Source organism: Oceanicella sp. SM1341, assembly GCF_003448965.1.
In the GTDB taxonomy this organism is placed as follows: domain Bacteria; phylum Pseudomonadota; class Alphaproteobacteria; order Rhodobacterales; family Rhodobacteraceae; genus Paroceanicella.
Genome location: NZ_QRGC01000001.1, coordinates 229251 through 256092 on the forward strand (window position 1 = coordinate 229251; position 26842 = coordinate 256092).

The 26842-nt window shown below is 68.8% G+C and carries 27 protein-coding genes and 1 riboswitch; of the genes, 12 read left to right on the forward strand and 15 right to left on the reverse strand.

Annotation, left to right across the window (positions count from 1 at the left end):
* Window positions 1-69: 69 nt before the first annotated feature.
* The 4 genes from D3P35_RS01045 (at window position 70) to thiD (ending at window position 3969) form a co-directional block, all read left to right on the forward strand.
* Window positions 70-951, forward strand: a complete 882-nt coding sequence (locus D3P35_RS01045; protein WP_118132592.1) for an ABC transporter permease subunit — start codon at window positions 70-72, stop codon at window positions 949-951.
* A gap of 10 nt (window positions 952-961) precedes the next feature.
* On the forward strand, window positions 962-1804 hold the full coding sequence (ugpE, locus tag D3P35_RS01050) for a sn-glycerol-3-phosphate ABC transporter permease UgpE (protein ID WP_118132593.1): 843 nt from the start codon (window positions 962-964) through the stop codon (window positions 1802-1804).
* Window positions 1805-1816: 12 nt separating this feature from the next.
* Window positions 1817-2863: a sn-glycerol-3-phosphate ABC transporter ATP-binding protein UgpC gene (ugpC, locus tag D3P35_RS01055; RefSeq protein ID WP_118132594.1), complete on the forward strand. Its 1047-nt coding sequence runs from the start codon at window positions 1817-1819 to the stop codon at window positions 2861-2863.
* A gap of 113 nt (window positions 2864-2976) precedes the next feature.
* Window positions 2977-3077: riboswitch (TPP riboswitch) on the forward strand.
* Window positions 3078-3168: 91 nt separating this feature from the next.
* Window positions 3169-3969 carry a bifunctional hydroxymethylpyrimidine kinase/phosphomethylpyrimidine kinase gene (gene thiD / locus D3P35_RS01060; RefSeq protein ID WP_118132595.1) on the forward strand — a complete coding sequence of 267 codons (801 nt, stop codon included), beginning with the start codon at window positions 3169-3171 and terminating at the stop codon, window positions 3967-3969.
* A 112-nt stretch (window positions 3970-4081) separates the two neighbouring features.
* Here thiD and hflX read toward each other — a convergent pair whose 3' ends face one another.
* The 9 genes from hflX to dusB all read right to left on the reverse strand — a co-directional run bounded on the left by hflX (window position 4082) and on the right by dusB (window position 16227).
* On the reverse strand, window positions 4082-5359 hold the full coding sequence (hflX, locus tag D3P35_RS01065) for a GTPase HflX (RefSeq protein ID WP_118132596.1): 1278 nt from the start codon (window positions 5357-5359) through the stop codon (window positions 4082-4084).
* Between the two features lie 46 nt (window positions 5360-5405).
* Window positions 5406-5645, reverse strand: a complete 240-nt coding sequence (gene hfq / locus D3P35_RS01070; RefSeq protein ID WP_118132597.1) for an RNA chaperone Hfq — start codon at window positions 5643-5645, stop codon at window positions 5406-5408.
* Window positions 5646-5794: 149 nt separating this feature from the next.
* Window positions 5795-7303: a potassium transporter TrkG gene (locus D3P35_RS01075; RefSeq protein ID WP_118132598.1), complete on the reverse strand. Its 1509-nt coding sequence runs from the start codon at window positions 7301-7303 to the stop codon at window positions 5795-5797.
* Window positions 7304-7306: 3 nt separating this feature from the next.
* Window positions 7307-8683 (reverse strand): Trk system potassium transporter TrkA, encoded by a 1377-nt coding sequence (gene trkA / locus D3P35_RS01080; protein WP_118132599.1) that lies wholly within the window; start codon window positions 8681-8683, stop codon window positions 7307-7309.
* A 292-nt stretch (window positions 8684-8975) separates the two neighbouring features.
* Entirely contained in the window at window positions 8976-10388 is a 1413-nt protein-coding gene (locus D3P35_RS01085; RefSeq protein ID WP_118132600.1) for a sigma-54 dependent transcriptional regulator, read from the reverse strand.
* A complete protein-coding gene (locus D3P35_RS01090; RefSeq protein WP_232830323.1) occupies window positions 10385-12628 on the reverse strand; it encodes a PAS domain-containing sensor histidine kinase in 2244 nt (747 codons plus the stop codon). Before D3P35_RS01090 ends, D3P35_RS01085 begins: the two co-directional genes overlap by 4 nt.
* Window positions 12629-12668: 40 nt before the next feature.
* Window positions 12669-14120, reverse strand: a complete 1452-nt coding sequence (gene ntrC, locus D3P35_RS01095) for a nitrogen regulation protein NR(I) (protein WP_232830324.1) — start codon at window positions 14118-14120, stop codon at window positions 12669-12671.
* On the reverse strand, window positions 14120-15214 hold the full coding sequence (locus D3P35_RS01100) for a nitrogen regulation protein NR(II) (RefSeq protein ID WP_118132602.1): 1095 nt from the start codon (window positions 15212-15214) through the stop codon (window positions 14120-14122). Before D3P35_RS01100 ends, ntrC begins: the two co-directional genes overlap by 1 nt.
* Before the next feature lie 29 nt (window positions 15215-15243).
* Window positions 15244-16227: a tRNA dihydrouridine synthase DusB gene (gene dusB, locus D3P35_RS01105; protein ID WP_232830333.1), complete on the reverse strand. Its 984-nt coding sequence runs from the start codon at window positions 16225-16227 to the stop codon at window positions 15244-15246.
* A gap of 98 nt (window positions 16228-16325) precedes the next feature.
* Between dusB and D3P35_RS01110 the strand changes: the two genes are divergently transcribed.
* Genes D3P35_RS01110 through D3P35_RS01120 form a run of 3 tightly spaced genes read left to right on the forward strand, consistent with a single transcriptional unit; the run spans window position 16326 to window position 18468 of the window.
* The gene (locus tag D3P35_RS01110; RefSeq protein WP_118132604.1) at window positions 16326-17501 is read left to right on the forward strand and encodes a bifunctional 2-C-methyl-D-erythritol 4-phosphate cytidylyltransferase/2-C-methyl-D-erythritol 2,4-cyclodiphosphate synthase; all 1176 of its coding nucleotides are present in this window, start codon (window positions 16326-16328) and stop codon (window positions 17499-17501) included.
* Complete coding sequence (locus D3P35_RS01115; RefSeq protein ID WP_118132605.1) at window positions 17498-17992, forward strand: phosphatidylglycerophosphatase A; 495 nt, start codon at window positions 17498-17500, stop codon at window positions 17990-17992. The genes D3P35_RS01110 and D3P35_RS01115 overlap by 4 nt, the downstream gene beginning before the upstream one ends.
* On the forward strand, window positions 17992-18468 hold the full coding sequence (locus tag D3P35_RS01120; RefSeq protein ID WP_118132606.1) for a CinA family protein: 477 nt from the start codon (window positions 17992-17994) through the stop codon (window positions 18466-18468). The genes D3P35_RS01115 and D3P35_RS01120 overlap by 1 nt, the downstream gene beginning before the upstream one ends.
* A gap of 4 nt (window positions 18469-18472) precedes the next feature.
* Here the strand turns inward: D3P35_RS01120 and D3P35_RS01125 are convergent, their stop codons facing one another.
* Together D3P35_RS01125 and D3P35_RS01130 are read right to left on the reverse strand one after the other, a co-directional pair.
* Window positions 18473-18940: a hypothetical protein gene (locus D3P35_RS01125; RefSeq protein ID WP_118132607.1), complete on the reverse strand. Its 468-nt coding sequence runs from the start codon at window positions 18938-18940 to the stop codon at window positions 18473-18475.
* Between the two features lie 45 nt (window positions 18941-18985).
* Entirely contained in the window at window positions 18986-19441 is a 456-nt protein-coding gene (locus tag D3P35_RS01130; RefSeq protein WP_118132608.1) for a type II toxin-antitoxin system RatA family toxin, read from the reverse strand.
* 92 nt (window positions 19442-19533) lie between these two features.
* On the opposite strand from D3P35_RS01130, the gene hpt reads away from it, so the two are divergent.
* Complete coding sequence (hpt, locus tag D3P35_RS01135) at window positions 19534-20094, forward strand: hypoxanthine phosphoribosyltransferase (protein WP_118132609.1); 561 nt, start codon at window positions 19534-19536, stop codon at window positions 20092-20094.
* Between the two features lie 6 nt (window positions 20095-20100).
* Here hpt and D3P35_RS01140 read toward each other — a convergent pair whose 3' ends face one another.
* From D3P35_RS01140 to D3P35_RS01150, 3 genes are all read right to left on the reverse strand, one after another.
* Window positions 20101-20826, reverse strand: coding sequence for an alpha/beta fold hydrolase (locus tag D3P35_RS01140; RefSeq protein WP_118132610.1), 726 nt, complete (start codon window positions 20824-20826; stop codon window positions 20101-20103).
* A 337-nt stretch (window positions 20827-21163) separates the two neighbouring features.
* Window positions 21164-22138, reverse strand: a complete 975-nt coding sequence (gene lipA / locus D3P35_RS01145; RefSeq protein WP_118132611.1) for a lipoyl synthase — start codon at window positions 22136-22138, stop codon at window positions 21164-21166.
* Between the two features lie 31 nt (window positions 22139-22169).
* A complete protein-coding gene (locus D3P35_RS01150; protein WP_118132612.1) occupies window positions 22170-23147 on the reverse strand; it encodes a LysR substrate-binding domain-containing protein in 978 nt (325 codons plus the stop codon).
* Between the two features lie 102 nt (window positions 23148-23249).
* Here D3P35_RS01150 and D3P35_RS01155 point away from each other — a divergent pair, with 102 nt between their 5' ends.
* Together D3P35_RS01155 and D3P35_RS01160 are read left to right on the forward strand one after the other, a co-directional pair.
* Window positions 23250-24752 (forward strand): catalase, encoded by a 1503-nt coding sequence (locus D3P35_RS01155; protein ID WP_118132613.1) that lies wholly within the window; start codon window positions 23250-23252, stop codon window positions 24750-24752.
* Between the two features lie 122 nt (window positions 24753-24874).
* Entirely contained in the window at window positions 24875-25342 is a 468-nt protein-coding gene (locus D3P35_RS01160; protein WP_118132614.1) for a pyridoxamine 5'-phosphate oxidase family protein, read from the forward strand.
* Window positions 25343-25346: 4 nt separating this feature from the next.
* Here the strand turns inward: D3P35_RS01160 and D3P35_RS01165 are convergent, their stop codons facing one another.
* Window positions 25347-25730, reverse strand: a complete 384-nt coding sequence (locus D3P35_RS01165; protein ID WP_118132615.1) for a DUF2237 family protein — start codon at window positions 25728-25730, stop codon at window positions 25347-25349.
* Between the two features lie 166 nt (window positions 25731-25896).
* Between D3P35_RS01165 and D3P35_RS01170 the strand changes: the two genes are divergently transcribed.
* Window positions 25897-26373 carry a DUF3237 domain-containing protein gene (locus tag D3P35_RS01170; RefSeq protein WP_118132616.1) on the forward strand — a complete coding sequence of 159 codons (477 nt, stop codon included), beginning with the start codon at window positions 25897-25899 and terminating at the stop codon, window positions 26371-26373.
* Between the two features lie 3 nt (window positions 26374-26376).
* Window positions 26377-26823, forward strand: a complete 447-nt coding sequence (locus D3P35_RS01175; protein WP_118132617.1) for a MarR family winged helix-turn-helix transcriptional regulator — start codon at window positions 26377-26379, stop codon at window positions 26821-26823.
* Window positions 26824-26842 lie beyond the last annotated feature (19 nt).

The following is a 26842-nucleotide window of genomic DNA, read 5'->3' on the forward strand; positions in this document are numbered from 1 at the left end:
GCCCCGGCTCAGGGCCGGGGCGCCGCGGGGCAGGGCGGCGGCGCCTGTCTCCCTTGCCGAAAGAGCGTCATGAAGCGCGTCCAATTCTCCTCCCGCTGGCTGCCCTATGCGTTTCTCGCGCCGCAGATGGCGATCATCTTCGTCTTCTTCTACTGGCCCTCGGCGCAGGCGGTGCAGTCGTCCTTATACCTGGAGGACCCGTTCGGCTTCGGCTCGACCTTCGTGGGCCTGGACAATTACGCCGACATCCTGTCCTCGCGCGAATACCTCGGCATCGCGAAATTCACCCTCGTCTTCACCGTGCTGGTCACCGGGCTGTCGCTCGGCCTCGGCCTGCTGCTGGCGGTGAAGGCCGACGCGGTGCTGCGCGGGGCACATGCCTACAAGACGCTGCTGATCTGGGTCTATGCCGTGGCGCCGCCGGTAGCCGGGCTGATCGGGATGATGTTCTTCGACCAGCACATCGGTCCGCTGGTACGCCTCGCGGGCGTCTTCGGCTGGGACATGAAGGTGGGGCTCGACTACACCGACACCGCGGTGGCGATGATCACCGTCTCGGTGTGGAAGCAGATCCCCTACAATTTCATCTTCTTCCTCTCGGGCCTGCAGAGCCTGCCGGCCTCGGTGCGCGAGGCGGCCTTCATCGACTGCCGCTCCGGCGCCCGGCGCTTTGCCACGGTCACGCTGCCGCTGCTCGCCCCCACCGCCTTCTTCCTGCTGATCATGAACATGACCTACGCGCTGTTCGAGACCTTCGGCGTGATCGACGTGATCGTGAAGGACAAGGCCGCGAACAACCCCATAACCCTCGTCTACAAGGTCTACATGGACGGGTTTCGCGGCAATGACCTCGGCGGCTCCTCCGCCCAGTCGGTCATCCTGATGCTCATCGTCTTCGTGCTCACCATCTTCCAGTTCCGCTTCATCGAGCGGCGCGTGCATTACGGCTGAGGAGCGCCCCATGAACCGTCTTCGCATCCTCGACCACGTGATCCTGCTCATCGGCGTCTTCGTGATGCTGGCCCCGGTGGTGCTGGCCTTCACCACCTCGAGCCATGACGCCACCACCATCCACACCCAGGGCCTGCAATTCGGCTGGGGCGGGCATTTCGCTGAGACCTACGAGGAGGTGCTCACCAAGAAGGGCGGCTTCACCGGCGAGATCACCGGCGCGCGCATGGTGCTGAACTCGCTCATCCTCGGCATCGGCTTCGCGGTGGGCAAGATCGTGCTGTCGATGATGGCGGCCTATGCCATCGTCTACTTCCGCTTCCGGCTCGGCACGCTGTTCTTCTGGATGATCTTCACCACGCTCCTGCTGCCGCTGGAGGTGCGCATCCTGCCCAGCTACGCGGTGATGACCCAGCTGGGCCTGACCAACACCTACACCGGGCTCATCGTGCCGCTGCTGGCCTCGGCCACGGGCACCTTCTTCTTCCGCCAGTATTTCCGCGCCGTGCCGGAGGAGATCCTGGAAGCCGCGCGCATCGACGGCGCGGGGGCCTGGAAGTTCTTCATCGACATCCTCGTGCCGCTGTCACGGCCGATGATGGCGGCGATCTTCATCATCATGTTCGTCTACGGCTGGAACCAGTACCTCTGGCCCACGCTCATCACCACCGACGAGAGCCTGTTCACCCTGGTGCGCGGCATCAAGCAGATCCTGCTGGTCTGGATCGGCTCGCAGATCCCTGACTACAACCAGGCCTTCGCGCTCGCCATCCTCGCCATGCTGCCGCCCGTGCTCGTCGTCATCGTCTTCCAGCGCTGGTTCATCAAGGGCCTCACGGAAAGCGACAAGTAGAAAGCCACCCCCATGTCCACCATCACCATCACCGACGTCTCCAAGATCTATTCCGGCGGGGTGCGCGCCGTGAGCGACATCTCGCTCGACATCGCCGACGGCGAATTCATCGTGCTCGTCGGCCCCTCGGGCTGCGGGAAATCCACGCTGCTGCGCATGGTCGCGGGGCTGGAGGAGATCTCCGAGGGCACCGTGAGCATCGGGGGCAGGGTGGTCAACACCCTCGACCCCGCCGACCGCGACATCGCCATGGTGTTCCAGAACTACGCGCTCTACCCGCACATGAGCGTGCGCGACAACCTCGCCTACGGGCTGCGCAATCGGAAGACCCCGAAGGCCGAGATCGCCGCCCGCGTGGCCGAGGCCGCGCGCATGCTGGAGCTGGAGCCGTATCTCGACCGCAAGCCGCGCGCGCTCTCCGGCGGCCAGCGCCAGCGCGTTGCCATGGGCCGGGCCATCGTGCGCAAGCCCGCGGCCTTCCTGTTCGACGAGCCGCTGTCAAACCTCGATGCGCGCCTGCGCGTGTCGATGCGCGGCGAGATCCGCCAGCTGCAGCGCCGGGTCGGCACCACCTCGCTCTACGTCACCCATGACCAGCTCGAGGCGATGACGCTGGCGGACCGGCTGGTGGTGCTCAACGGCGGCCGGGTGGAGCAGATCGGCCGGCCGCTGGAGGTCTACAACCGCCCGGCCTCCACCTTCGTCGCCGGCTTCATCGGCTCTCCGGCGATGAACCTGGTGCAGGCCCGCGCCGATGACGGGGCGCTGCACCTCGGGGAGGAGCGCATCCTCGCCGAGCTGCCGCACCGAGGCCCGGTCACCCTCGGCCTGCGCGCCGAGGACCTGCGCATCGTGCCTGCCAACGCGCCCGGCGCGGTACGCTTCTCGCTCACCTACGTGGAGGAACTGGGCGCCCAGCGGCTGGTGCACGGGCAGTGCAACGGCCAGCCGATCGTCGCGGCGCACCCCTCCGAGCAACCGCTGCCGGCCGAGGCGGCGCTGCTCGCGGATGCGGCGCGGTTGCATTTCTTCGATACGCAGAGCGGAAGAAGAATATAGGTTTCCACTATATTTCAGCTAGTTACGCTCCCTTCTTCAGCGCTCACATTAGACTTGCAACATAATATCGATTGCAGGGCCTTGTCTGCCGCCGCGAGCATGATTAGGCATTGTGTTCGCGACAGGGGCGCCCCGGCATGAGGCCGCGGGCTGAGACGCACCCTTGGAACCTGAACCGGGTCATGCCGGCGGAGGAAGTCGCTGCGCGGGGCCTTCCGGGCCGATGTCGCGCGGCCGAACCCTCCGGCGCCCGGAGGAGAGGAGGCCACAGTGACCAGACCGACAGACGCCGCGGGGCCCGCGGCATGATCCCCAACATCCTCAGCATCGCCGGGTCCGACCCCTCGGGCGGCGCCGGCATCCAGGCGGATCTGAAGGCGATCTCGGCCAACGGCGGCTACGGCATGGCAGCACTCACCGCGCTCACGGCGCAGAACACCCGCGGGGTGAGCGGCGTGTCGCTGGTCGAGCCGGGCTTCGTGGCCGCGCAGGTGGAGGCGGTGTTCGACGACATCCGCGTCGACGCGGTGAAGATCGGCATGATCGGCTCGGCAGCCATCGCCGCGGCGGTGGCGCGGGCGCTGGAGGGCCGGGCGCTGCATATCGTGCTCGACCCGGTGATGATCGCGAAGAGCGGTGACCGGCTGCTGCAGGAGGACGCGGTGGAGGTGCTGCGCCACGTGCTGCTGCCACGCGCCACCATGCTCACGCCGAACCTGCCGGAGGCCGCGGCGCTGCTCGGCCGGGCGGAGCCGATACGCCGGGAGGAGATGCCCGAGGTGGCCGAGGCGCTGCGTGCGCTGGGGCCGCGGGCGGTGCTGCTCAAGGGCGGGCACCTGGAGGAAGCGGAGGCGAGCCCGGATCTTCTCGCCACGCCCGAGGGGCAGACCTGGCTCGACGGCCCGCGCCACGCCACGCGCAACACCCATGGCACCGGCTGCACGCTGTCCTCGGCGCTCGCCACGCTGCTTGCACAGCACGCAGCGCCGGAGGCGGCCCGGCGGGCGAAGGCCTACGTGGCCGGCGCCATCGCCGCAGCCGACCGCCTGAGCGTGGGTACGGGGCACGGGCCCACGCATCACTTCCACGCGCTCTGGCGGGCCTGAGACGCGAAAAAGGGCGCCGGGAAATTCCCCCGGCGCCGCTGCATCCGGATAACGGATAATCGATATTATGTTAAGTTTGCAGATATTGCGGCCACACAGGGTGGCCGCAGCATCAGCCCTGCCGCAGAGAGCCCTGGAATTCCTTGAGGAACTGCTGGCGGTGCTTGTCGGACCATGTCACGTCCACCGCCATGCCGTTCTCGTTGGGTTCCTGGTGCTCGATGAGCTTGCGCCGGTGCAGCCAGGCGAGCGCTGCGCCCTGGCCGAAGCCCACGTGCAGCCGCTCGCTGGTGGTGGGCTCGGCAAGTCGCTCGGAGATCTCGGCGAGCAGATCGTCGATGCCGTCGCCGCGCGCGGCGGAGCCGGCGATCACCAGCGGGTCACGCGAGGCGGTGAGCCGCACCGCGGCCTGCTCGGCCTCCGGCAGCCGGTCGACCTTGTTGCGGAACTCGAGCATGCCGGCGATGGAGTCCTCCGGCAGGTCGAGGTCGCGCAGCACGCCGCGCACGCTCTGGGCCTGCTCCTGGGTCTGCGGGTGCGAGATGTCGCGCACATGCACCACGAGATCGGCGGAGAGCACTTCCTCGAGCGTGGCGCGGAACGCGGCGACGAGCTGGGTCGGCAGGTCGGAGATGAAGCCCACCGTGTCCGACAGGATCACCTTCTCGCCGGTGGGCAGCGTCACGGCGCGCATCGTGGGGTCGAGCGTGGCGAAGAGCATGTCCTTGGCCATCACGTCGGCGCCGGTGATGCGGTTGAACAGCGTCGACTTGCCGGCGTTGGTGTAGCCCACGAAGGCCACGATCGGATACGGCACCTTCTTGCGCGACTTGCGGTGCAGCTCGCGCGTGCGCACCACCTTGGCAAGCTGGCGCTTCAGCCGCGTGATGTGCTCGTCGATTGCGCGCCGGTCCGCCTCGATCTGGGTCTCGCCCGGGCCACCCATGAAGCCGGTGCCGCCGCGCTGGCGCTCGAGGTGGGTCCACGAGCGCACCAGCCGGCTCTTCTGGTAGGTCAGATGCGCGAGATCGACCTGCAGCACACCCTCGCGGGTCTGGGCGCGCGCGCCGAAGATCTCGAGGATCAGGCCGGTGCGGTCGAGCACCTTCACCTTCCAGTAGCGCTCCAGGTTGCGCTGCTGGATGGGAGAGACGAGCCCGTCGATGATGACGATCTCGATCTCCTTCTCCTCGAAGGTGGATTTCAGCTCCTCCAGCTTGCCGTCACCGAACAGGGTGCCGGCGCGCGGCTGTCTGAGGAGCACGACTTCGGCGCCGGCGAGCTCGAGCTCATCCAGCGCCTCGGTCAGGTTGCAGGCTTCTTCCAGCGCGAGCTCCGGGTCCCGCGCATCGGCGGAGCGGAGATCGGGGTGGAGCACATAGGCTCGCATTCAGGCTATCTTGCCTCGTCTCGTTCGGCCGCCGTGGCGGCACGGGTCATGCAGATTCGTCTGCCTCGTAGAGCTGGATCGGCTGCGAGGGCATCACCGTCGAAATCGCGTGCTTGTACACGAGCTGCGACTGTCCGTCCCGGCGCAGCAGAACGCAAAAGTTGTCAAACCAGGTTACCACGCCCTGCAGTTTGACACCATTCACGAGGAAAATCGTAACCGGGACCTTGTTCTTGCGGATATTGTTCAGGAACGCATCCTGAAGGTTCTGTTTGTCGGCAGCCATTGTTTTCAGCCTTCAGTTGTGTGAGGTTCCCCTTCGCGGGGGTGCCCGTTTTTGTTGTTGCACCGCAATAATGGTGGATTCCGGTCAGGATTTCCATACCCCGTCCGAAATTTCGCCGCAATCCCGGTATGCTCTGCGGCCATCCCGGGTTAACGCCGCCACCAGGACGGGTTGAACAGCGCGATCACCGCGAGGGTTTCCAGCCGTCCCAGCACCATGCCGACACACAGGATGCCCCGCGCCATCGGCGTGATCTCGGCATAGCCGGGGCCGCCCGTCTCAGCCATCTGGGGAACCTGCCCCGTGGTCGTCAAGGCCGCGATGGAAAAAGCCAGCGCGTCCTGGAAGCCCACGCCGGTGAGGGTGAGGCCGATCATCACCAGCGAGAGTGCGCCCACGAAGAGCATCAGGAACACCCAGGAGATGTAGGCACCCCCCTGCCTCAGACGCCGTTCCGCCTCCCCTGCCCCGCCGATGCTGCTGGGATAGGTGAGCCGGCCCAGCTCGCGCACCCCCTGGCGGAACAGCGCGTAGCAGCGCAGCAGCTTCACGCCGCCCGCGGCCGAGGCCACGCCGCCGCCCATCATCGCGAGCCCGAGCAGGATCATGCCCGAGCTGGGCAGCCCGCTCCAGGCCCGCGCCCGGTCCCAGTCGACCGAGGTGAACCCGGTGGTGGTGAGGAAGGACAGCCCGGTGAAGATCGCCCCCCAGAGCGCGCGCAGCCCCCCCAGCACGTCGACCTGGGTGGAGACGGTGAGCGCCCCCAGCCAGTGCCGCAGGAACAGGATGGCCGCCACGCTGAGCACGGCGACCAGCATGAGCCGCAGCTCGGGATCACGCCGCAGCCACTCGAGATCGGCCCGGGAAAAGCGGATGCGCAGGCCCCGGTGCGTGGCCGCCACCACGAGGAAACCGAGGGCGATCATCTCGCCCAGCCGGCCGGATCCGGTGCCGAAGGCGCCTTCGTCGACCGTGATCCCGGAGGTGGAGAGCACCGACATCGCGTGGATGAGCGAGAGCAGCGGCGGCTGGCCCGCCACCGCCAGCAGGAAGGCCAGCGCCACGGTGAGGATGACGTAGGCCGGGGCCAGCAGCCGCACCATGCGCAGCAGGCGCAGCGAGGCCTCGGCCGAGCCGAGCTGGGTATGGCCGTCCTCCGGCCGCGTGCCGCGCAGCGAGGCACGCACCTCGAAGCCGCCGAGGTTGAGCGGCGCCATGATCGCCGCCGCCGAGAGCACGATGAGAAAGCCACCGCACCAGGCCACCGTGGCCCGCCACAGGTGCATGGTCGGCGAGACCGCCGGCCCGTCGATCACCGTGGCCCCGGTGGTGGTGAGGCTGGAGAGCATCTCGAAATAGGCCATCTCGAAGCTGAACTCGTTCCGCAGCAGCAGCAGCGGTGCCGCCGCCACCGCCGGCAGGAAGACATAGCTCAGCACCAGCGTGAGAAGCTGGGCCCGCGCGGTGATGCGCGGCGTGCGGTTGGCCAGCGCCAGTGCGAGGATGCCGGCCATCACCAGCGTGACCATGGCGCACCAGGCAAAGGCCCGCGCCGCGCGCTCGTTGCCCGCGTAGAGCCCGTGCGCGACGGGCAGCAGCATCGCCAGCCCCGCCCCGGCCAGGCAGAAGGCGAAAAGCGGGATTCGCTGCCACCACATGGATCAGAAGTAATCGACCGCGACGCGGAACATCTGCTCCACGCGGCGCACGTCCGCGGCCATGGCGAAGACGACGAGGATGTCGCCCTCCTGCAGCACCGTGTCGCCGCGCGGGATCACCACCTTGTCGCCCTTGAGCACGGCACCGAGGATGGAGCGCTCGGGGAAATCGCAGTCGCGCACCCGCTTGCCGGCGATCGAGGAGGTGCCCAGCACATGCGCCTCCATCACCTCGGCCTCGGCGTCGCCGATGGAGTAGACCGCGCGCACGCGGCCGTGGCGCACGTGGCGCAGGATGGAAGACACGGTGGTGGCGCGGGGGTTGATGTAGGCGTCGATCCCGAGCGGCTCCATGAGCTGCATCAGGCTCGCGTCGTTCACCAGCGCGATCACCATCGGGCAGCCGGCGGCCTTGGCCCGGGTGCAGGTGAGCAGGTTGGTCTTGTCATCGTCGGTGAGCGCGATCAGCGCGTCGGAGGAGGAGAGGTTCGCCTCCTCCAGCAGGTCCATGTCCAGCCCGTCGCCATGCAGCACGATGGTGCGGTCGAGCTGGTCGGCCGCGCGCTCGGCCTTCGCCCGGTCGCGCTCGATGATCTTGGCGCGCACCCGCTTGTCGCCCTTGTCGATGTGGTTGGCCACCGTGAGGCCCACGTTGCCGGCGCCGATCAGGATGATGCGCTCGGCCCGGCGGCTCGACTTGCCGAAGATCTCCAGCGCGCGGGTCTGGTCCTCCTTCGCCACGGTGAGATACACCTGATCGCCCTCGTAGAGCTGGTCGTCGGCATAGGCGGCGTGCAGCTTGCCCTCGCGGCGGATGGCAACGACGATGGCCCTCAGGGTGCTGAACAGCTCGGTGAGCTGGCGCAGCGGGGTTTTCAGCACCGGGCAGTTCTCGTCGAGCGTGATGCCCATCAGCATCAGCTTGCCGTCGAGGAAACTGCCGGTCTCGAAGGCTGCCTGGGCGTTGAGACGGCGCAGCGCGCTGTCGGCCACCTCGCGCTCGGGCGAGATGATCACGTCGATGGGCATGTGGTCGCGGCGGAACAGGTCCGACCACTCCGGCGAGAGATAGCTCTGCGCCCGCAGCCGGGCGATCTTGCGCGGCACCGAGAACACCGAATGCGCCACCTGGCAGGCCACCATGTTCACCTCGTCGGCGAAGGTGGCGGCGATGATCATGTCGGCGTCGCGCGCGCCGGCCTGCTCCAGCACGTCCGGATGCGAGGCGAAGCCGGTGATGCCGCCCACGTCGAGCGTGTCGGTGGCGCGGCGCACCAGCGCCGCGTTGCTGTCGACCACCGTCACGTCGTTGTTCTCGGTGGCGAGGTGCCGCGCGATCTGCCAGCCCACCTGGCCGGCGCCGCAGACGATAACCTTCATGTGCGCTCCGTTTGCCCGGCCACGGCGCACCCCCGGCGCGCTGTGGCTGAAAACACCCTCCCGGGGTGCGCGTTCATCCTGCCCGTTTCCGGGCCGTGGTTACAGTTTCATCCGCCCGCTCGTCTCCCCGCGCGGGGGGCCTCCGCCGCGGCCCGAAGCGCCGCTGCGCCGGGCCGGATCCGCATGAACTCCGCCCGGCTATCCCCTTGCCCCGCACGGCTTTCCGCGATGCGGGGGCGTGCCTGACTATGGACAAGCCTGCCCGCAGGTCAACCTCGTTGCGGTGCGGGTATCAGTCTTCCTCCTCCTCGTCGAGGGCGGCGATGCGCGCGCCCCCGCGCGAGAGGGTGACCACGTTGAGCGACTTGAGCTTGCGGTGCAGCGCCGAGCGCTCCATGCCCACGAAGCTCGCGGTGCGCGAGATGTTGCCGCTGAAGCGGTTGATCTGCGCCACGAGATATTCACGCTCGAACACCTCGCGCGCCTCGCGCAGCGGCAGCGACACGAGGTCGAGCATCAGCGAATCCGAGCCGTTCTCGCCCGGCCGCGCCGCCGCCTCGCGCGGGAGCTCGGAGACCTGGATCGGCCCCTTCTCCGGCCCGAGGATCAGCAGCCGCTCGATGAGGTTGCGCAGCTGGCGCACGTTGCCGGGCCAGGGCAGGGTCTGCAGCGCGGCATCGGCCTCGGCGGTGAAGTCGCGCAGCGGCAGGCCCTGCTCGCGGTGCAGCTTCTCCACGTAGTAGCGGCAGAGCGGCGGAATGTCCTCGCGCCGGCTGTCGAGCGCGGGAATGTCGATCGGTACCACGTTGAGACGGTGGAACAATTCCTCGCGGAACCGCCCCTCGGCGATCTCGTTGGTCAGGTTGCGGTTGGTGGCCGAGATCACCCGCACGTCCACCCGCACCGTGTCCGAGCCGCCCACGCGGGCGAAACTCTGGTCCACCAGCACGCGCAGGATTTTCGACTGCGTTCCCAGGGGCATGTCGGCCACTTCGTCGATGAAGAGGATGCCGCGATGCGCCTGCTCGAACAGGCCGGGGTCATGGGCCGAGCGGTCGGCGTATTCGCGGCCGAACAGCACTTCCTCCATGCGCTCGGGCGCGATGGTGGCGGCGTTCACCACGATGAAGGGCGCGCCGGCGCGCTCCGACTTGCGGTGGATGTAGCGCGCCGCCACCTCCTTGCCGCTGCCCGGGGGGCCTGCGAGCAGCACGCGGCTGTTGGTCTTGGCCACCCGGTCGAGCTTGGTGCGCAGGGCGCGCATGGCGCCGCTCTCGCCGATCATCTCGGCCTCGGCCTGCTCGCGCCTGCGCAGGGCGGCATTGGCGCGCCGGAGCTTCGAGGCTTCGAGCGCGCGGTCGACCACCACCATCAACTGGTCGATGTTGAAGGGCTTTTCGATGAAGTCGTAGGCACCCTGCTTCACCGCCGCCACGGCGAGCTCGACATTGCCATGGCCGGAAATGATCACCACCGGCAGGTCGGGGTTGTCGCGCCGCGCGGTCTTGAGGATCTCGATTCCGTCCATCCGGCTGTCCTGCAGCCAGATGTCGAGCACCACCAGGTCGGGCGCGCGCTCGTTGATGGCGGCAAGGGCGGTGTCCGCGTCCCAGGCCATGCGGGTCTGGTGGCCCTCGTCGGCGAGGATCTCGGTCAGGAGCGTGCGAATGTCCGGTTCGTCATCGACTACGAGAATGTCTGTCATGCGGCTGTTCCTGCTCGACTTTCTCGGGGCAATGGCCCGACGGGAATGCGCAGCCGCGCCAAAGCGCCGGCGTGCCCCGTCTCGTCCGCCGCGGCGTCGGAAAGCTCCAGCCGCCCCGAGTGTTCCTCAACTATCTTGCGCACGATGGAGAGGCCGAGGCCCGTCCCCTTCTCGCGCGTCGTCACATAGGGCTCGAACAGCCGCGCGCGCTGTGTCGCGGGCAGCCCGATACCGTTGTCCTCGATGCTCAGCACCGCGGCTCCCTCCTCCTCCTCGAGGCGGACGGAAATCCGCCCCTTCGGCGCATCCCCCTGCTTTTCCTTCCGCGTATCAATAGCTTCGCCTGCGTTCTTGATAAGGTTGGTGAGCGCCTGCCCGATCAGCGTCGGGTCGACGACCGCATAGAGCGGCGCCTCGGGCAGCGCCATGGAGAAATCGATGTCGGGCCGGCCGCTCTTCTGCAGCAGCACCGCGTCGCGCACCAGCGAGACGAAATCCTCCCGCCGGGTCTGCGGCGCCGGCATGCGGGCAAACTTGGAGAACTCGTCGACGATGCGGCGCAAATCGCCGGTCTGCCGGATGATCACGTCGGCGTAATGGTCGAAGTTCTCACGTTCGGTCTCTATCTGCTTGCCGAACTTGCGTTTCAGCCGCTCGGCGGAGAGCTGGATGGGCGTGAGCGGGTTCTTGATCTCGTGGGCGATGCGGCGGGCCACGTCGCCCCAGGCCGCCATCCGCTGCGCCGAGACGAGGTCGGTGATGTCGTCGAAGGTGATCACGTAACCCTCGGTCTCGCCGTCGACCATGCGCGAGGAGATGCGCACCAGGAAGTCGCGGCCGCGATTGCCCGCCAGCACGTGCACCTGGTCCTGGATCACCGAGCGGCCCTCGGCGCGCATGCGCTCGAACAGCGCGCCGAAGTTCGGCGCCGCGTCGCACAGCGACTGGCCCTGCACCTGGTCGCACTCCAGCATCTCGCGCGCAGCCCCGTTCATCACCTCCACGGTGCCGTCACCGTCGAGCCCGATCACCCCGGCGGTGACGCCGGAGAGCACGGCCGCGAAGAGCCTGCGCCTGCGTTCGGTTTCGAGATTTGCCGCCACCAGCGCGTCGCGCTGGCCCTTCACCTGTTCCGTCATGCGGTTGAATATGCGGCTGAGCATGGCGATTTCATCATCGCCTTTCTCTTCCGTTACCCGCACCTCGAAATCTCCCGCGCCCACGCGCTGCGCCGCCCCCGCGAGCCGGCCCACCGGGCTTGCCAGCCGGTCGGCGAACCACAGGCTGAGCCACATGGCCGCGAGGATGACGATCAGCGCGAAGCCGAGGTAGATCAGCGCGAATTCCAGCAACAGCTGCCCGCGTTCCTGCTCGAGCTGCTGGTAGAAGTTCACCGTGTCCTTGGTCTCGTCGAGCAGGGTGAGGATGCCGCCGTCCACCACGCGGGTGACATAGAGGAAGCGGTCGGCGAAGCCGGTGAGCCGGATCAGGGCGCGGAACTCGCTGTCCGGCCAGTCCTCGATGATGGCGATATCGCCGCCGAGCGCCACGCCGATGCTCTCCTCCGAGGGCTTCTCGAAATCGAACAGGTAACTGTCGGAGCCGCGCACCACGATGTCGCCCATGCCGTCGATGACATAGGCCTCCGGCAGCTCGCGCTGGATCTGGGCCTGGCCGCGGGCCAGCAACTCGCGCAGGTCGCCCGGCGCCAGCAGCGGGTTGCGCTCCTTCGCGCGCTCCAGGTAGGAGGCGAGCAGCACGAGGTCGCCCTTCAGGTTCTCCCGGTGCTCGTTCTCGTAGGCCTGCGCGGCGGCGAGCGAGGTGCCCAGCACCGTGCGCACCCGGTCGGAAAACCAGGTCTCCAGCCCGAAGTTGATCGAGGCGGTGGCGAAGAAGGCCACGAGGATGGTGGGCGCCATCGCCACCACCGAGAACACCAGCATCAGCCGCATGTGCAGCCGCGAGCCGGCCGACTGCCGCCGCCGCTCGGCGATCATCCGCGCGATGCGGAAGGCCACCAGCGCCGCGATCACCAGCACGTAGAGCAGGTCCACGAGGATGACGAAGCGCAGCGGCACGGGGGCCACCGGCCCCTCGAAGGCGCCGAGGGCGAAGACAGTCGCCATCGCCAGGACCGGCCCGAGGACCACCAGCGAGATGGTCAGTATGTTCCGCATCCGGCGCGAGCGGGAGGCGCGGCTGAACCACTCCGCCGCATGCGCCGGGAGGCTTCCTGTCACGGTGCGCAAGCGATCTCCGGGCCACAAACCTGTTGCATGATTACATCAATTTCTTGCCCCGGGTGACCGGGATGTCAAGGTCGTTGATCTTCTTGCGCAGGGTGTTGCGGTTGATGCCCAGCAGGTCGGCGGCCTTGAGCTGGTTTCCTTGCGTGGCGGCGAGGCTGAGCGCGATGAGCGGCAGCTCGACCTCGCGGATCACCCGCTCGTAGAGGCCCGGGGGCGGCAGCGCCCCGCCGTGCAGCGAGAAATACCGCCGCAGATGCGCCTCCACCGAGGCGCCGAGCTTCTCGTTCGGGCCGCCCGAGGGCTCGAGCGCGGAAGACGGCCGCGCCGCGATCTCCTGCTCAACCACCTGGCCGGTGATCACGTCACCCGGGCAGAGCGCGGCGAGGCGGCGCATGAGGTTTTCGAGCTCGCGCACGTTCCCCGACCAGCTCTGCTGCTTGAGGATGGTGAGCGCCTCGGTGCTGATCGCCTTGTGCGGCAGCCCCTCGCTCTCGGCCCGGCGCAGGAACGCGCGGGCGAGGTCGGGGACGTCCTCGAGCCGCTCGCGCAGCGGCGGCAGGCGGATGGGCACCACGTTGAGCCGGTAGAACAGGTCCTCGCGGAAGCGGCCCTCGTTGATGAGCTGGCGCAGGTCCTGGTGGGTGGCGGCGATGATGCGCACGTCGGCCCGGATCGCCTCGCGCCCGCCGACGCGGGAGTACTCGCCCTCCTGCAGCACGCGCAGCAGGCGCGTCTGGGCGTCGGGCGGCATGTCGCCGATCTCGTCGAGGAAGAGCGTGCCCTTCTGCGCGATCTCGAACTTGCCCTGCAGCCGCTCTGAGGCGCCGGTGAAGGCACCGCGCTCATGGCCGAAGAGCTCGCTCTCGATCAGGTCGCGCGGGATGGCGGCCATGTTCACGGCGACGAAGGGGCCGTTCTTGCGGCGGCCGAAATTGTGCAGCGCGCGGGCGACCAGCTCCTTGCCGGTGCCGCTCTCGCCCTGGATCATCACCGTGAGGTCGGTGTTCATCAGCCGCGCCATGATGCGGTAGACGTCCTGCATGGCCGGCGAGCGGCCGATGAGCGGCAGGTTCTCCTCCTTCGGCCCCTCGCCGGCCGAGGGGGGCGAGCGCCGCTTGGTCTGCTGGGTCAGCGCCTTGGCGACCGAGCCCAGAACTTCCTTCAGATCGAAGGGCTTGGGCAGGTATTCATAGGCGCCCACCTCGGCGGCGCGGATCGCGGTCATGACCGTGTTCTGTGCGCTCATCACGATCACGGGCAGCTCGGGGCGCTTCTTGCGGATGGCGGGCAGCAGGTCGAGCGCATCGCCGTCGGGCATCATCACGTCGGAGACGACGACATCGCCCTCCCCCTCCTCGATCCAGCGCCACAGCGTGGTGGCGGAGCCGGTGGAGCGCACGCGGCAGCCCGCCCGGGTCAGCGCCTGGCTCAGCACGGTGCGGATGGCGCGGTCGTCGTCCGCGACAAGAACATTGCCTTCCATCAGGCGGCTCCCTTCATGCTCTCATGCTGCGCCTCGGCCTTCTCGGACCAGACCGGCAGCAGCAGGCGGAATGTCGTCCAGCCCGGGTCGCTCTCGCATTCCACCACGCCGCCATGGTCGGCGACGATCTTGGAGACCAGCGCGAGGCCGAGGCCCGAGCCCGTGGTCTTGGAGGAGACGAAGGGCTCGAAGATGTCGCGCTTGATCTCCTCGGGCACCCCGTGGCCGTTGTCGGAAATGGTGATCTGCAGCGGCAGGCTCTCGCGCTTGCCGCCGGGCAGCGCGAGCTTCACGCCCGGCCGGTAGGAGGTACGCAGGGTCACGATGCCGCCCACCTTGGGCGTGGCCTCGGCCGCGTTCTTGATCAGGTTGAGCAGCACCTGCATGAGCTGGTCCGCGTCGCCGGCCGTGGGCGGCAGCGAGGGGTCGAACTCCTCCATGAAGCGCACGTGCTTGGCGAAACCGGACTGGGCGGAGAGCTTCGCGCGGTTGAGAATGTCGTGGATGTTCACGGGCTTGCGCGAGGCGGGGCGGATGTCGCCGAACTGCTCGACCCGCTCGAGCAGCTTGCCGATGCGCTCGGCCTCCTCGCGGATCAGGTCGGTGAGCTCGCGGTCCTGGTCCGACAGCGACATGGCCAGCAGCTGCGCCGCCCCCGAGATGCCGGCGAGCGGATTCTTGATCTCATGCGCCAGCATCGAGGCCATGCCCACCACCGAGCGTGCCGCCGAGCGGTGCGACAGCGTGCGGCCCATCTTCTCGGCGATGGCGCGCGGGTAGATCACCACCAGGATCTGGTCGCTCTCGTCGTGCAGCGGCGTGGCGTGGATGTCGCACAGCCGCGGCGGCTGCTCGGTCCAGTGCAGGTCGATGTTGTATTGCGCGAGCGAGGCATTGCCGCGCCGCACCTGCTCGACCAGTTCGACCAGCAGGCTCGTCTCGCCCGCGTGCCGCGCGATCGGCCGGCCCCGCGCCTGGCCGATGCTCATCGACAGGAAGGACTGGGCGCTGGCGTTCAGGTCGAGGATGCAATCCTGCTCGTCCAGCACGATGGCCGGCTGCGGGATCGCGTTCCAGAGCATCTCGTAATCCATGGTCGTCACCCCTCCGGTTCCCCCATAGCTCAAGCGGCCGCCCTTTCGGGCAGCCCCTCGAGAGTGTCACGCAGCCGGGAGACCACCTCTCCCGGTGCCGATATCCGCATCAGTTCGGCGCGCAGCTCCGCGAGCCCGAGCGGCTCGAGATACCAGCCCAGGTGCTTGCGCGCCACGCGCAGCCCCAGCTCGGCACCGTAGAAAGAAAGCATGTCCTCGTAGTGACTTATCACCGTGTCCGCAAGGGCCCTGCCCTGCGGCGCCTCCGGCGCGGGCGCGCCCGCTAGCCCAGCGGCGATCCGGGCCAGCAGCCAGGGCCGCCCCTGCGCGCCGCGCCCCACCATCACCCCGTCCGCGCCGGAGAGGCGCAGCGCCTCGCGCGCCGTGGCGAGGTCGGTGATGTCACCGTTCGCGATCACGGGGATGCGCACCGCCTCCTTCACCGGGCGGATCGCCGCCCAGTCTGCCGCGCCCTTGTAGAACTGGCAGCGCGTGCGGCCGTGCACGGTGATCATCTGCACGCCCGCGGCCTCGGCCCGGGTGGCGATCCCGGGCGCGGTCATGCATTCCGCGTCCCAGCCCAGGCGCATCTTCAGCGTCACCGGCACCTTCACCGCGCCCACCACCGCCTCGATGAGCGAGAGCGCGTGGTCGGGCTGGCGCATCAGCGCGGAGCCGGACCAGCCATTGGTGACCTTGCGCGCCGGGCAGCCCATGTTGATGTCGATGATGCGCGCGCCATTCGCCTCGACCATGCGCGCCGCCTCGGCCATCCAGTGCGCCTCGCGCCCGGCGATCTGCACCGAGGAGGCCGCGGCATCGCCCCAGATCTCGGTGCGCGCCTGGGTGCCCGGCCGGTTGCGCACCATTTCCTCGCTTGCTACCATTTCGGACACGACAAGGCCCGCGCCGAAGCGGCTCACCAGCTTGCGGAAGGGCAAATCGGTGATTCCTGCCATAGGAGCGAGCAGTACGGGGCTGTCGAGCCCGATTTCATTCACTTTGATCATGATTTGCCTAAAGCTTGGGCACGACATGCTGTTACAGCAGCATCTTGCCCCTGACAAGGGCTGCATATAGCTTTCGCCGGCCTTCAGGCTGGGGAGTACCGATGCAATTTGCCGCTATCGTCGTCGCGGCCGGGCGTGGCCTGCGTGCCGGCGGAGATGTTCCGAAACAATATCAGATGCTTGCGGGCATGCCCGTGCTGCGGCGCACTGCCGCGATGCTGCTCGGCCACCCCGATCTCACCCACCTGTGCGTGGTGATCCACCCGGAGGATTCGGAGCTGTGCCAGCGCGCCCTGCACGGGCTGAGCGACCCGCGGCTGATGCCGCCGGTCTGCGGCGGGGCGAGCCGGGCGGAATCGGTGCGGGCAGGGCTCGAGCAGCTCGTCGCCATCCGGGGCGACCTGCTGACCCCCGCGGCCCCCGCCACGGTTCTCATCCACGACGCCGCGCGCCCGCTCACGCCGCGCCACGTGATCGACGGCGTGCTCGACGCACTGATGATCGACGCGGGCGCCCTGCCCGCCCTGCCGGTGGTCGACGCGCTGTGGGAAGGCACCGAGGGCCTTGCCCGCGCCCCGCGCTCCCGCGAGGGGCTGTGGCGCGCCCAGACCCCGCAGGGCTTCCGCCTCGCCGACATCCTCGCCGCCCACCGTGCCCACCGGGGCCCGGCCGACGATGATGTGGCGATTGCCCGCGCGGCAGGCCTGACGGTTGCCATCACCCCGGGGGCCGAGGAGAATTTCAAGATAACCGCACCCGAGGACTTTGCCCGGGCCGAGCGGCTGCTGGAGGACAAGATGGACATACGCACCGGCAACGGCTTTGACGTGCACCGGTTCCGCGAGGGGCCCGGTGTCACGCTCTGCGGCGTGCACGTGCCGCATGACAAGGCGCTGGAGGGGCATTCCGACGCCGACGTGGCCATGCACGCTGTCACCGACGCGCTGTTCGGCGCCCTTGCCGAGGGCGACATCGGCCAGTGGTTCCCGCCCTCCGAGCCGCGCTGGAAGGGGGCTGCGTCGCATATCTTCCTCGAGAAGGCGGCGGAGCGCGTGGCCGCCCGCGCCGGGCGCATCACCCATGTCGATTGCACCATCATCTGCGAGGCGCCCAAGATCGGGCCCTACGCGGAGGGCATGCGCGCCCGCCTCGCGCAGATCCTGCAGATCGAGAAGGACCGGGTGAGCGTGAAGGCCACCACCTCCGAGCGGCTCGGCTTTACCGGCCGCGGCGAGGGGATCGCGGCCATGGCCACCGCGACCGTGGTGCTGCCATGAGGCTCACGCGCGCCATCGTCACCGTGGGCGGCATCGGCTTCCTACCCGGCGCGCCGGGCACCTGGGCCTCGCTCGCCGCCATCCCGGTTGCAAACCTGCTGCATGTCGCCCTCGGCTTCCCGGGCTTCGCCCTCGTCACCCTCGCGGCCACGCTGGCGGGCTGGTGGGGCACGGTGCACGAAACCCGGGGGCAGGAGAACACCGACCCGCATTTCATCGTGATCGACGAGGTGGTGGGCATGTGGATCGCGCTTTTCCCCATCTCGGCGGGACTGTGGTGGATGGGCTCCGACCTCACGATCTTCCCCTGGCCGGCCTATGTGGTGGGCTTCCTGGTGTTCCGCTTCTTCGACATCGTGAAGCCGCCGCCGGTGAGCTGGGCCGACCGGCTGCACACCCCCTTCGGCGTGATGTTCGACGACGTGCTGGCCGGCTTCCTCACCGCCGCCATCGCGATGTTCGCCGCCGCCGTGGCACACGGGTGGCTGTGATGGCGGATCTCGCCGTCGCGGTGCTGGAGGCCTGCCGGGCGCGCGGGCTGATGCTGGCCACGGCCGAGAGCTGCACCGGCGGGCTGGTGAGCGGCGCGCTCACCGCCGTGCCCGGCTCGTCCGACGTGGTCGACCGCGGCTTCGTCACCTACTCCTACCCGGCGAAAACCGACATGCTGGGCGTGAGCGAAGCCCTGCTCGCCGAGCATGGCGCGGTGTCCGGGCCGGTGGCCAGGGCGATGGCGGAAGGGGCGCTGGCCCGCTCGCGCGCCGGCATCGCGGTGGCGATCACCGGCGTGGCCGGCCCCGGCGCCTCGGAGGCGAAGCCCGAGGGGCTCGTCTGGTTCGCCTGCGCGCGTGAGGGCGCGGAGACACGCACGCTCGAATGCCGCTTCGGCGCCATCGGGCGCGATGCGGTGCGCGCGGCCTCGGTGGAGCAGGCGCTGCGCCTCGTGCTGGAGACGCTGGGGGCCTGACGCGCTACTGGGCCGGCGCGGTGTCGGCCCGTTCCCATACCGTGTCGCATTGCTGCGGGTCGGAGAGCGCCTGCAGCACGTTGCCGAGAATGGCCTGGCTCAGCCGCTCGTCCAGCGCACCCCAGTAGGCGGTGCAGCCCTCGCGCTCGCACACGGCGTTGTTCTCCAGCATCAGCCGGGCGGTGCCGCGCAGCATCTCTGCCTTCACCTGGTCGCCTTCCTTGGCGTAGTTCATCATGCGGATCTGCACCAGGCTGGTGGCGGTGCCGAGCCGGGTCATGTCGACCTCGAGCCGGCCGGAATCACCGTGCACCACGGCATTCACCTGGGTCATGATCTCGCCGTCCATCGCGATCATCGCGCCGGCCCGCGGCGTGTTGGGCACCGCGAGGGTGCACTGTATCACGCGGGTGTCGGCGGCGGAGACCATGGTGGGCAGCGCACAGAGCGCTGCAATCATCCAGCGGAGCATTTTTGTTGTCCTCTCCCGGTTTCCATCCCTGCCCGGAGCATGCGCTCAGGCGGCGGGGCCGTAAAGGGTGGCGGCGCGGGCCTCGAAGGCGCGCACGATCCGCTGCATGGCCTCGTTGAACACGACGCCGATCAGCGCCTGCAGGATCGAGGACTTGAATTCGAAATCCACGAAGAAGTTCACCTCGCAGCCGCCCTCGGGCAGGTCGGTGAAGCTCCAGTGGTTGTTGAGGTAGCGGAACGGGCCGTCGAGGTATTCCACGTCGATGACCATGTCCTGCGGCCGCAGGGTCACCCGGCTGCCGAAGCGCTCGCGGAACACCTTGAAGGAGATGACCAGGTCGGCGTCCACCACCTCCGCGTCGCCCTCCTGCCGCCGGGAGCGGATGCGTGCCCCTGCGCACCAGGGCAGGAACTTCGGATAGGAGTCCACATCCGCGATCAGATCGTACATCTGCTGGGCGGTGTAGGGGAGCTTGCGTTTTTCGGCGTGCGTTGGCATGGGCAGTCTTATGAAGGAGGGCGTGCAGTGGCGCGACCGGCCGGATTGTCGCGGGCTACCGCGTATCGGCGCACAAAGCAACGGGAAGACCCATGAAAAAGCCCGAAAATCGTCCCCCCTACGAGATCGACCCCCTGCTGTCGCAGAAGGCCATCGCCGCGCGGGTGGAGGCCATGGCCCGCGAGATCGAGGCGCATTTCGCCGACACGGAGCGGCTGATCGTGGCCGGGCTGCTGCGCGGCAGCTTCATCTTCATGGCAGACCTCGTGCGCGAGCTGCGCCTGCCGGTGGAGGTGGATTTCCTCGAGGTCTCCTCCTACGGCGACGCGATGACCTCGAGCCGCAACGTGCGCATCCTGAAGGACCTGCGCTGCGACATCGCCGGCTGCGACGTGCTGCTGGTCGAGGACATCATCGACACCGGCCACACCCTCACCCATGTCCGCGAGATGCTCAAGGCGCGCACGCCGCACCGGATGGAGCTGTGCACCCTGCTCGACAAGCCCTCGCGCCGCGAGGTGGAGATCTCGGCGCTGTTCACCGGCTTCACCATCCCCGACGCCTTCGTGGTGGGCTATGGCATCGACTACGCGCAGCGCAACCGAAACCTGCCTTACGTGGGCACGGTGCGGCTGCTGGAGGGCGAGGGCTGAGCCCATTCAGTCGCGCCCGGCGCGGATCACCGCGCGGGCCAGCGCCGCGGGGTCGGTGAAGCACAGCTCGTGGCTGCCGGGCACCTGCACCAGCCGGAACAGCCCCAGCCGCTCGGAGAGGCGCGGGTGCCAACCCAGGCTCTGCGGCAGGGCCGTGTCCTCGGTGCAGTTGATGTAGGATTTCGGCACCGGCAGGGCCGCGGGCGGCGCCGAGAGGCTGATCGCGTCGGTGAAGGTGGCGTAGGGATGCGGGTTGAGCATCTCGTAGGCGTCCCGCGCGAGATCGGCATCGGCATCGTTGATGAAGGCCTCGCGCCAGATCTCGTAAGGCAGCACCACCGAATTGTCCGGGCTCGCGGCAGCGAGCGTGTCGAACAGGGCCACGTAATGCGGCGGCACCATGTCGTTGAGGCTCTCGCCGGGCAGTGGGACGAAGGCGTTCCAGTAGACCAGCCGGCGCAACCGCGCCGCCGCCCTGTCCGCCACCCCGGTGATGATCATGCCGCCATAGGAATGGCCCATCAGCACCACGTCGCTGAGATCCTGCGCCTCGAGGAAGCGTACAACCGAGGCGATGGCTTCCTCCAGCCCGGTGCGGCGCGAATCCTCCGGCGCGTTGCCGGCGAGCGTGGGGCAGAAAACCGTGTGGCCCTCGGCGCGCATCGCCTCGGCGACAGGTTCGAACAGTGCGCCCGTGTGCCAGGCGCCGTGAACGAGGACATAGGTGCTCATGCGGTTTCTCCCTCCCGTACTGTTGTTGGAAGGAGCCTAGCGCGGCCCCTGCCCCGCGCGCGAGGAGAAACCTGCGCCGGCGAAGGCTGTAGCGCGATGCGAAGGGCGGCCAGCCGTAGGAGCGCACCCCGCCGCACGGTGGCCCCGGCCGGCGGCCTTGCGGCCGGCAGGGCGTCAGCGGGAAACCGGGCCTTTGCGGCAGCCGCTGCCGGCGCCTCGGTGGCGCGTCTCAGCGGGCCTCGGGGCCGTGCGGCCCCGGCATGCAGCCTCGCGGCCGACGGGCACGAAATGCAGCCCGGCGGCCGGGGCGCGGCGCGGGGCCGGCCGCGTAGGGACCTCAGGCGGTCCGGGCGCCCTGTTCGGCCGCCAGTTTCGCCAGCCGCGCCGTGCGCATGCGGGCGAAATCGTCGCCGGCGTGGTAGGAGGAGCGGGTGAGCGGCGTGGCCGAGACCATCAGGAAGCCCTTGCCCCAGGCGGCCTTCTCGTAGCCGGCGAATTCCTCCGGCGTCACGAAGCGCTTCACCGCGTGGTGCTTGGGCGTGGGCTGCAGGTACTGGCCGATGGTGAGGAAATCGACCCCCGCGGCGCGCATGTCGTCCATCACCTGGATCACCTGCTGGCGCTCCTCGCCGAGGCCCACCATGATGCCGGACTTGGTGAACATCGACGGGTCGAGCTCCTTCACCCGCTGCAGCAGGCGCAGCGAGTGGAAGTAGCGCGCGCCGGGGCGCACCTCGGGGTAGAGGCCGGGCACGGTCTCGAGGTTGTGGTTGAACACGTCCGGCTTCGCGGCCACCACCGCCTCCAGCACCTCGGGCGAGCATTTCAGGAAATCGGGGGTGAGGATCTCGATCGTGGTGTCGGGCGCGCGGTGGCGCACGGCGCGGATGGTCTGGGCGAAATGCTCCGCCCCGCCGTCCTCCAGGTCGTCGCGGTCCACCGAGGTGATGACCACGTGGTTCAGCCCCAGCTTCTCCACCGCATGGGCCACGCGGCCGGGCTCGAAGGCGTCGAGCGCCTGCGGGCGGCCGGTGGCGATGTTGCAGAAGGTGCAGCCGCGGGTGCAGATCTCGCCCATGATCATCATGGTGGCGTGGCCCTGGCTCCAGCATTCGCCCACGTTGGGGCAGCCGGCCTCCTCGCACACGGTCACCAGGCGGTTCTCGCGCATGATGTCCCGGGTCTTGCGATAGCCCTCCGAGGTGGGGGCCTTGACGCGGATCCAGTCCGGCTTCTTCGGCTGCGCATTGTCCGCGCGATGCGCCTTTTCGGGGTGGCGCTGGGCACGGTCGTGAAGGTTGCGGTCGCTCATGCTGGGATCCTTCGGCATTTCCTCGGCTCCGTTATACCCGCTTCGCGGCAGATTGTCCCGCCCCCGCGTCCGGGCTCATGGCAGCTATGCGTTCGAGGTCGGAGTTTTCAAGCGCTTCCGCCGCCGCCTCACGCAACGTATCGGCGAGTTCGGTAAACCAACCGTCATCAACAGAGAGCCGCCGCCGCACCAGCCCGATCGTGCGCCTGGGCTCCGGCGCGGCAAAGCGCATCACCGCGAGGTTCGGCGCCGCCGCGGTCTCGACCCAGAGCGAGAGCTCGGGCAGCAGGGTCATGCCGAAGCCGCTCTCCACCAGCCGCGACAGCGTGGCGAGCGAGGCGGCCCGCAGGTCGGTGCGCAGGCTGCGGCGCGAGATCGAGCACACCTCCAGCGCCTGGTCGGTGAGGCAGTGGCCCTCGTCGAGCAGCAGGAGCTGCTCGGGGTCGATCTGCTCGGGCCGCACCGTCTCGGGGGAGAGCTCCTGCGCCCGCGCCTTCGAGGCGGCGAGCAGGAAGCGGTCCTCGAAGAGCGGCAGCTCGACGAGATCGTCCTCCCCCGCCGGCAGCGCCACCACGGCGGCGTCGAGCCTGCCCTCGCGCAGCTCGCCCAGCAGGTGATGCGTGGTGGCTTCGCGGATGCCGAGGTCGAGCCGCAGGTTCTTCGCGCGCAGCCGCGGCAGGGCCAGCGGCAGCAGGTAGGGCGCCACGGTGGGGATGAAGCCGAGGGCGAGCTGCCCCGCCAGGCCCTTGTCCCAGCGGGCGCGCTGCTCGATCTCGGCCACCTCGTCGAGGATGCGGCGGGCCCGGCGCGCCACCTCGCGGCCCATCGGCGTCATGCGCACCTCGCGGGTGTGCCGCTCCACCAGCTTCGCGCCGAGGTTCGTCTCGAGGTCGCGAATCTGTACCGAGAGCGCGGGCTGCGAAACCGAGCAGGCCTCGGCCGCACGGCCGAAATGCCCCTCGTCTGCGAGGGACAGGAGGTAGCGCAATTGGCGGAGCGTGATATTCATAGTATTTTCCTATCAAACATACACAAAAATGCAATTTCCAATTATCATCAACCCGCCATATCCTCCTCCCTGTTCCAATCAACGACCCTCGGGAGGCACCCAATGTCCAAGGCACCTCGTCTGACCACCACCGCCGGCGCGCCGGTTCCCGACAACCAGAACTCGGTCACGGCGGGGCCGCGCGGCCCGATCGTGATGCAGGACTACCAGCTGCTCGAGAAGCTGGCGCACCAGAACCGCGAGCGCATCCCCGAGCGCACCGTCCACGCCAAGGGCTGGGGCGCCTTCGGCACGCTGCGCATCACTGCGGACATCTCGCGCTACACCATCGCCAAGGCGCTGCAGCCCGGGGCGGAAACCCCGATGCTGGCGCGCTTCTCCACCGTGGCGGGCGAGCTTGGTGCTGCCGACGCCGAGCGTGACGTGCGCGGCTTCGCGCTGAAGTTCTACACCGAGGAGGGCAACTGGGACCTCGTGGGCAACAACACCCCGGTGTTCTTCGTGCGCGACCCGATGAAATTCCCCGACTTCATCCACACGCAGAAGCGCCACCCCAAGACCAACATGCGCTCGCCCACCGCGATGTGGGACTTCTGGTCGCTCTCGCCCGAGTCGCTCCACCAGGTGACCATCCTGATGTCGGACCGCGGCCTGCCGCAGACCCCGATGAACATGAACGGCTACGGCTCGCACACCTACTCGCTGTGGAATGACAAGGGCGAGCGCTTCTGGGTGAAGTTCCACTTCAAGACCAGGCAGGGCCACAAGCACTACACCAACGCCGAGGCCGAGCGGCTGATCGGCAAGACCCGCGAGAGCTACCAGGAGGCGCTCTTCGGCGGCATCGAGAAGGGCGTGTTCCCCAAGTGGGAGCTGCAGATCCAGGTGATGACCGAGGAGCAGGCCGAGCAGACGCCCTACAACCCGTTCGACCTCACCAAGGTCTGGCCGCATTCCGAGTTCCCGGTGATCACCGTGGGCGAGATGGAGCTGAACCGCAACGCGGAGAACTACTTCGCCGAGATCGAGCAGGCGGCCTTCAGCCCCTCCAACATCGTGCCCGGCATCGGCCATTCGCCGGACAAGATGCTCCAGGCCCGCGTGTTCTCCTATGCCGACGCGCACCGCTACCGGCTGGGCACGCATTACGAGCACCTGCCGGTGAACGCGGCGAAATGCCCGGTGCACCACTACCACAAGGATGGCCAGATGAACTTCTTCGGCCAGCAGACCGGCAGCGCCGACGCCTATTACGAGCCGAATTCCTTCGGCGGCGCGGTGGAGGACAAGTCGGCCCAGGAGCCGCCGATGAAGCTCTCCGGCGCGGTGGACCGCTACAACCACCGCGAGGGCAACGATGACTTCAGCCAGCCGCGCGCGCTGTTCGAGCTCTTCGACGCGGGCCAGAAGCAGCGGCTGTTCTCCAACATCGCCGCCGCGATGGGCGGGGTCGATGCGAACATCATCGAGCGGCAGTGCCTGCTGTTCGACCAGGTGCACCCGGAGTATGGCGCGGGCGTGCGCGCCGCGGTGAAGGCAGCGGCCGAATACGAGGCCAACGCCGTGCCGGTGGACGAGAACACCCCCCAGCACGCCGCGGAATAAGCCTCCGCGCAGTGCAGTGACCGACGGCGCGTCCCCCCGGGGGCGCGCCGTTTTCGCATGGCCCGCGTTGACAGCGGGTCCCGCCGGCCGCACCGTGCCGGCCCCGACACGAGGAGGCCCCGATGCACCCCCTGCCTGACGATGTGCTGGACGAGCTCGGCCGCGCCGTTCTCTGCTGGCTCGCCACCACCGATGCCTCCGGCCAGCCCTCGGTTTCGCCCAAGGAGATCTTCGCCCCCGGGCCCGCCGGCGACATCCTGATCGCCGACATCGCCTCGGCCGGCAGCGTGCGCGCCATCCGCGCGCAGCCGAAGGTCTGCGTGAGCTTCATCGACATCTTCCGCCAGCGCGGCTTCAAGTGCATCGGCACGGCGGAGGTTCTGGGCCCGGAGGCAGAGGGTTTCGACGCCCTCGCGGCCCCGCTCATCGCCCGCGCCGGCCCGGGCTTTCCCGTCCGCCACGTCATCCGGGTGGCGGTGGCGCGCCACGCGCCGATCCTGGCACCGAGCTACCGGCTGTTCCCGGAGCGCAGCGAGGCGGAGAGGGTGCGGGCGGCGCAGGCCAGCTACGGCGTGCGCCCGGCGGACTGAGCCCTCAGGTGCGGGCCAGCGAACGCTCGCGCAGCAGGTCGAGCCCGACGATCTCCAGTGCCCGGCGGTGGGTGGCCTCGAGGTTCACCATCGGCGCCTGGCCGGCCTCGTAAGCCTCCAGGAAGCGCGCGGCGCAGAGGCACCAGCGGTCGCCCGGCTTCAGCCCGGCAAAGCCGAACTCGGGCCGTGGCGTGCTCAGGTCATTGCCTTGTGCCTTGGAAAAGCTCAGGAATTCCGCGGTCATCACCGCGCAGACCGTGTGGCTGCCCGCGTCGTCCGGCCCGGTGTCGCAGCAGCCGTTGCGGTAGAACCCGGTCACCGGGGCCGTGGAACAGGGGGCGAGCTCGGAGCCCAGCACGTTCACCGACGGGTAGATTTCCGTGACCATTCCGGCCCTCCTCGCGTGGTTTGCCCCTCCTCCATCGCCTCCCGGCCCCCCGCCTGTCAACGCCGGCGGGCGGCGCTGTCGGAAGTTGCGAGAGAGTTGCACGACAGCCATGGCATGATACTGTTTTGCAATATAACAAAAGACCGCCCGGGAGGAGACGATGACCATGACACACCCGACAGCCGACGGGCCCCCTGCCCTTGCGCATCTGTGCGACCTGCGCGTGCAGGTGGCCGTCCCCATCGAGGCGGGCGAGGACGCGCGCGGCCGCCACCGCATCATCCCCATCACCGGGGGCACGGTGAGCGGCGCGCGGCTCTCCGGCCGGGTGCTGAACCTCGGGGCGGACTGGCAATGCCTGGGCCCCGACCTCGCCGCCGTGCTCGACACCCGCTACGCCATCGAGACCGATGACGGCGCGCTGATCGACGTGCGCAACTTCGGCCATCGCCACGGGCCGCGCCCCGTCATGGAGGCGCTGATGCGCGGCGAGACCCCCGAGGCCTCGCTCATCTACTTCCGCACCAACCCGCGCTTCGAGACCCGCGACCCGCGCTACGACTGGCTGAACCGCACCATCTTCATCGGCACCGGCCTGCGCGAGCCCGATTGCGTGGTGCTGCGCTTCTGGGAGGTGCTGTGAGCCATGGCTGACGAGGATCACCCGGACCTTTCCGTCCTCTCCTCGGCCATCGGCTATCACCTGCGCCGGGCGCAGCTCGCGGTGTTCCAGGATTTCACCGCCTGTTTCGCCGAGCTCGACCTGCGGCCGGCGGAATTCTCGGTGCTCACGGTGATCTCGCGCAATCCCGGCCTGAAACAGGGCGAGGTGGCGGCCCTGCTCGACATCCAGCGCGCCAATTTCGTCGCCCTGATGGACCGGCTCGAGCGCCGCGGCCTCGCCGAGCGCCGCCGCTCGCCCACCGACCGGCGCTCCTACGGGCTCTGGCTCACCCGCTCGGGCGCGCAGGTGACCCAGCGGATGTTCGACCTCTGGCACGCCCACGAGGACCGCTGGGTGGAACGCCTCGGCGGCGCGGGCGAGCGCGACCGGCTGCTCGACCTGCTCAACCGCATCTCCACCCCGGAGTGAGCCCGGCCGCGGCGGAACT

Bases quoted from the DNA above. Each gene is read 5' to 3' on its own strand.
- D3P35_RS01045 (WP_118132592.1), top strand. From the start codon at position 70: ATGAAGCGCGTCCAATTCTCCTCCCGCTGGCTGCCCTATGCGTTTCTC.
- D3P35_RS01125 (WP_118132607.1), bottom strand. From the start codon at position 18,940: ATGCTCCGCTGGATGATTGCAGCGCTCTGTGCGCTGCCCACCATGGTC.
- D3P35_RS01110 (WP_118132604.1), top strand. From the start codon at position 16,326: ATGCAATTTGCCGCTATCGTCGTCGCGGCCGGGCGTGGCCTGCGTGCC.
- D3P35_RS01115 (WP_118132605.1), top strand. From the start codon at position 17,498: ATGAGGCTCACGCGCGCCATCGTCACCGTGGGCGGCATCGGCTTCCTA.
- hpt (WP_118132609.1), top strand. From the start codon at position 19,534: ATGAAAAAGCCCGAAAATCGTCCCCCCTACGAGATCGACCCCCTGCTG.
- D3P35_RS01085 (WP_118132600.1), bottom strand. From the start codon at position 10,388: ATGACAGACATTCTCGTAGTCGATGACGAACCGGACATTCGCACGCTC.
- D3P35_RS01170 (WP_118132616.1), top strand. From the start codon at position 25,897: ATGACACACCCGACAGCCGACGGGCCCCCTGCCCTTGCGCATCTGTGC.
- ntrC (WP_232830324.1), bottom strand. From the start codon at position 14,120: ATGGAAGGCAATGTTCTTGTCGCGGACGACGACCGCGCCATCCGCACC.
- D3P35_RS01150 (WP_118132612.1), bottom strand. From the start codon at position 23,147: ATGAATATCACGCTCCGCCAATTGCGCTACCTCCTGTCCCTCGCAGAC.
- ugpE (WP_118132593.1), top strand. From the start codon at position 962: ATGAACCGTCTTCGCATCCTCGACCACGTGATCCTGCTCATCGGCGTC.
- trkA (WP_118132599.1), bottom strand. From the start codon at position 8,683: ATGAAGGTTATCGTCTGCGGCGCCGGCCAGGTGGGCTGGCAGATCGCG.
- hflX (WP_118132596.1), bottom strand. From the start codon at position 5,359: ATGCGAGCCTATGTGCTCCACCCCGATCTCCGCTCCGCCGATGCGCGG.
- D3P35_RS01155 (WP_118132613.1), top strand. From the start codon at position 23,250: ATGTCCAAGGCACCTCGTCTGACCACCACCGCCGGCGCGCCGGTTCCC.
- D3P35_RS01175 (WP_118132617.1), top strand. From the start codon at position 26,377: ATGGCTGACGAGGATCACCCGGACCTTTCCGTCCTCTCCTCGGCCATC.
- D3P35_RS01075 (WP_118132598.1), bottom strand. From the start codon at position 7,303: ATGTGGTGGCAGCGAATCCCGCTTTTCGCCTTCTGCCTGGCCGGGGCG.
- D3P35_RS01120 (WP_118132606.1), top strand. From the start codon at position 17,992: ATGGCGGATCTCGCCGTCGCGGTGCTGGAGGCCTGCCGGGCGCGCGGG.
- hfq (WP_118132597.1), bottom strand. From the start codon at position 5,645: ATGGCTGCCGACAAACAGAACCTTCAGGATGCGTTCCTGAACAATATC.
- D3P35_RS01165 (WP_118132615.1), bottom strand. From the start codon at position 25,730: ATGGTCACGGAAATCTACCCGTCGGTGAACGTGCTGGGCTCCGAGCTC.
- D3P35_RS01140 (WP_118132610.1), bottom strand. From the start codon at position 20,826: ATGAGCACCTATGTCCTCGTTCACGGCGCCTGGCACACGGGCGCACTG.
- D3P35_RS01130 (WP_118132608.1), bottom strand. From the start codon at position 19,441: ATGCCAACGCACGCCGAAAAACGCAAGCTCCCCTACACCGCCCAGCAG.
- lipA (WP_118132611.1), bottom strand. From the start codon at position 22,138: ATGAGCGACCGCAACCTTCACGACCGTGCCCAGCGCCACCCCGAAAAG.
- D3P35_RS01160 (WP_118132614.1), top strand. From the start codon at position 24,875: ATGCACCCCCTGCCTGACGATGTGCTGGACGAGCTCGGCCGCGCCGTT.
- D3P35_RS01100 (WP_118132602.1), bottom strand. From the start codon at position 15,214: ATGGATTACGAGATGCTCTGGAACGCGATCCCGCAGCCGGCCATCGTG.
- ugpC (WP_118132594.1), top strand. From the start codon at position 1,817: ATGTCCACCATCACCATCACCGACGTCTCCAAGATCTATTCCGGCGGG.
- thiD (WP_118132595.1), top strand. From the start codon at position 3,169: ATGATCCCCAACATCCTCAGCATCGCCGGGTCCGACCCCTCGGGCGGC.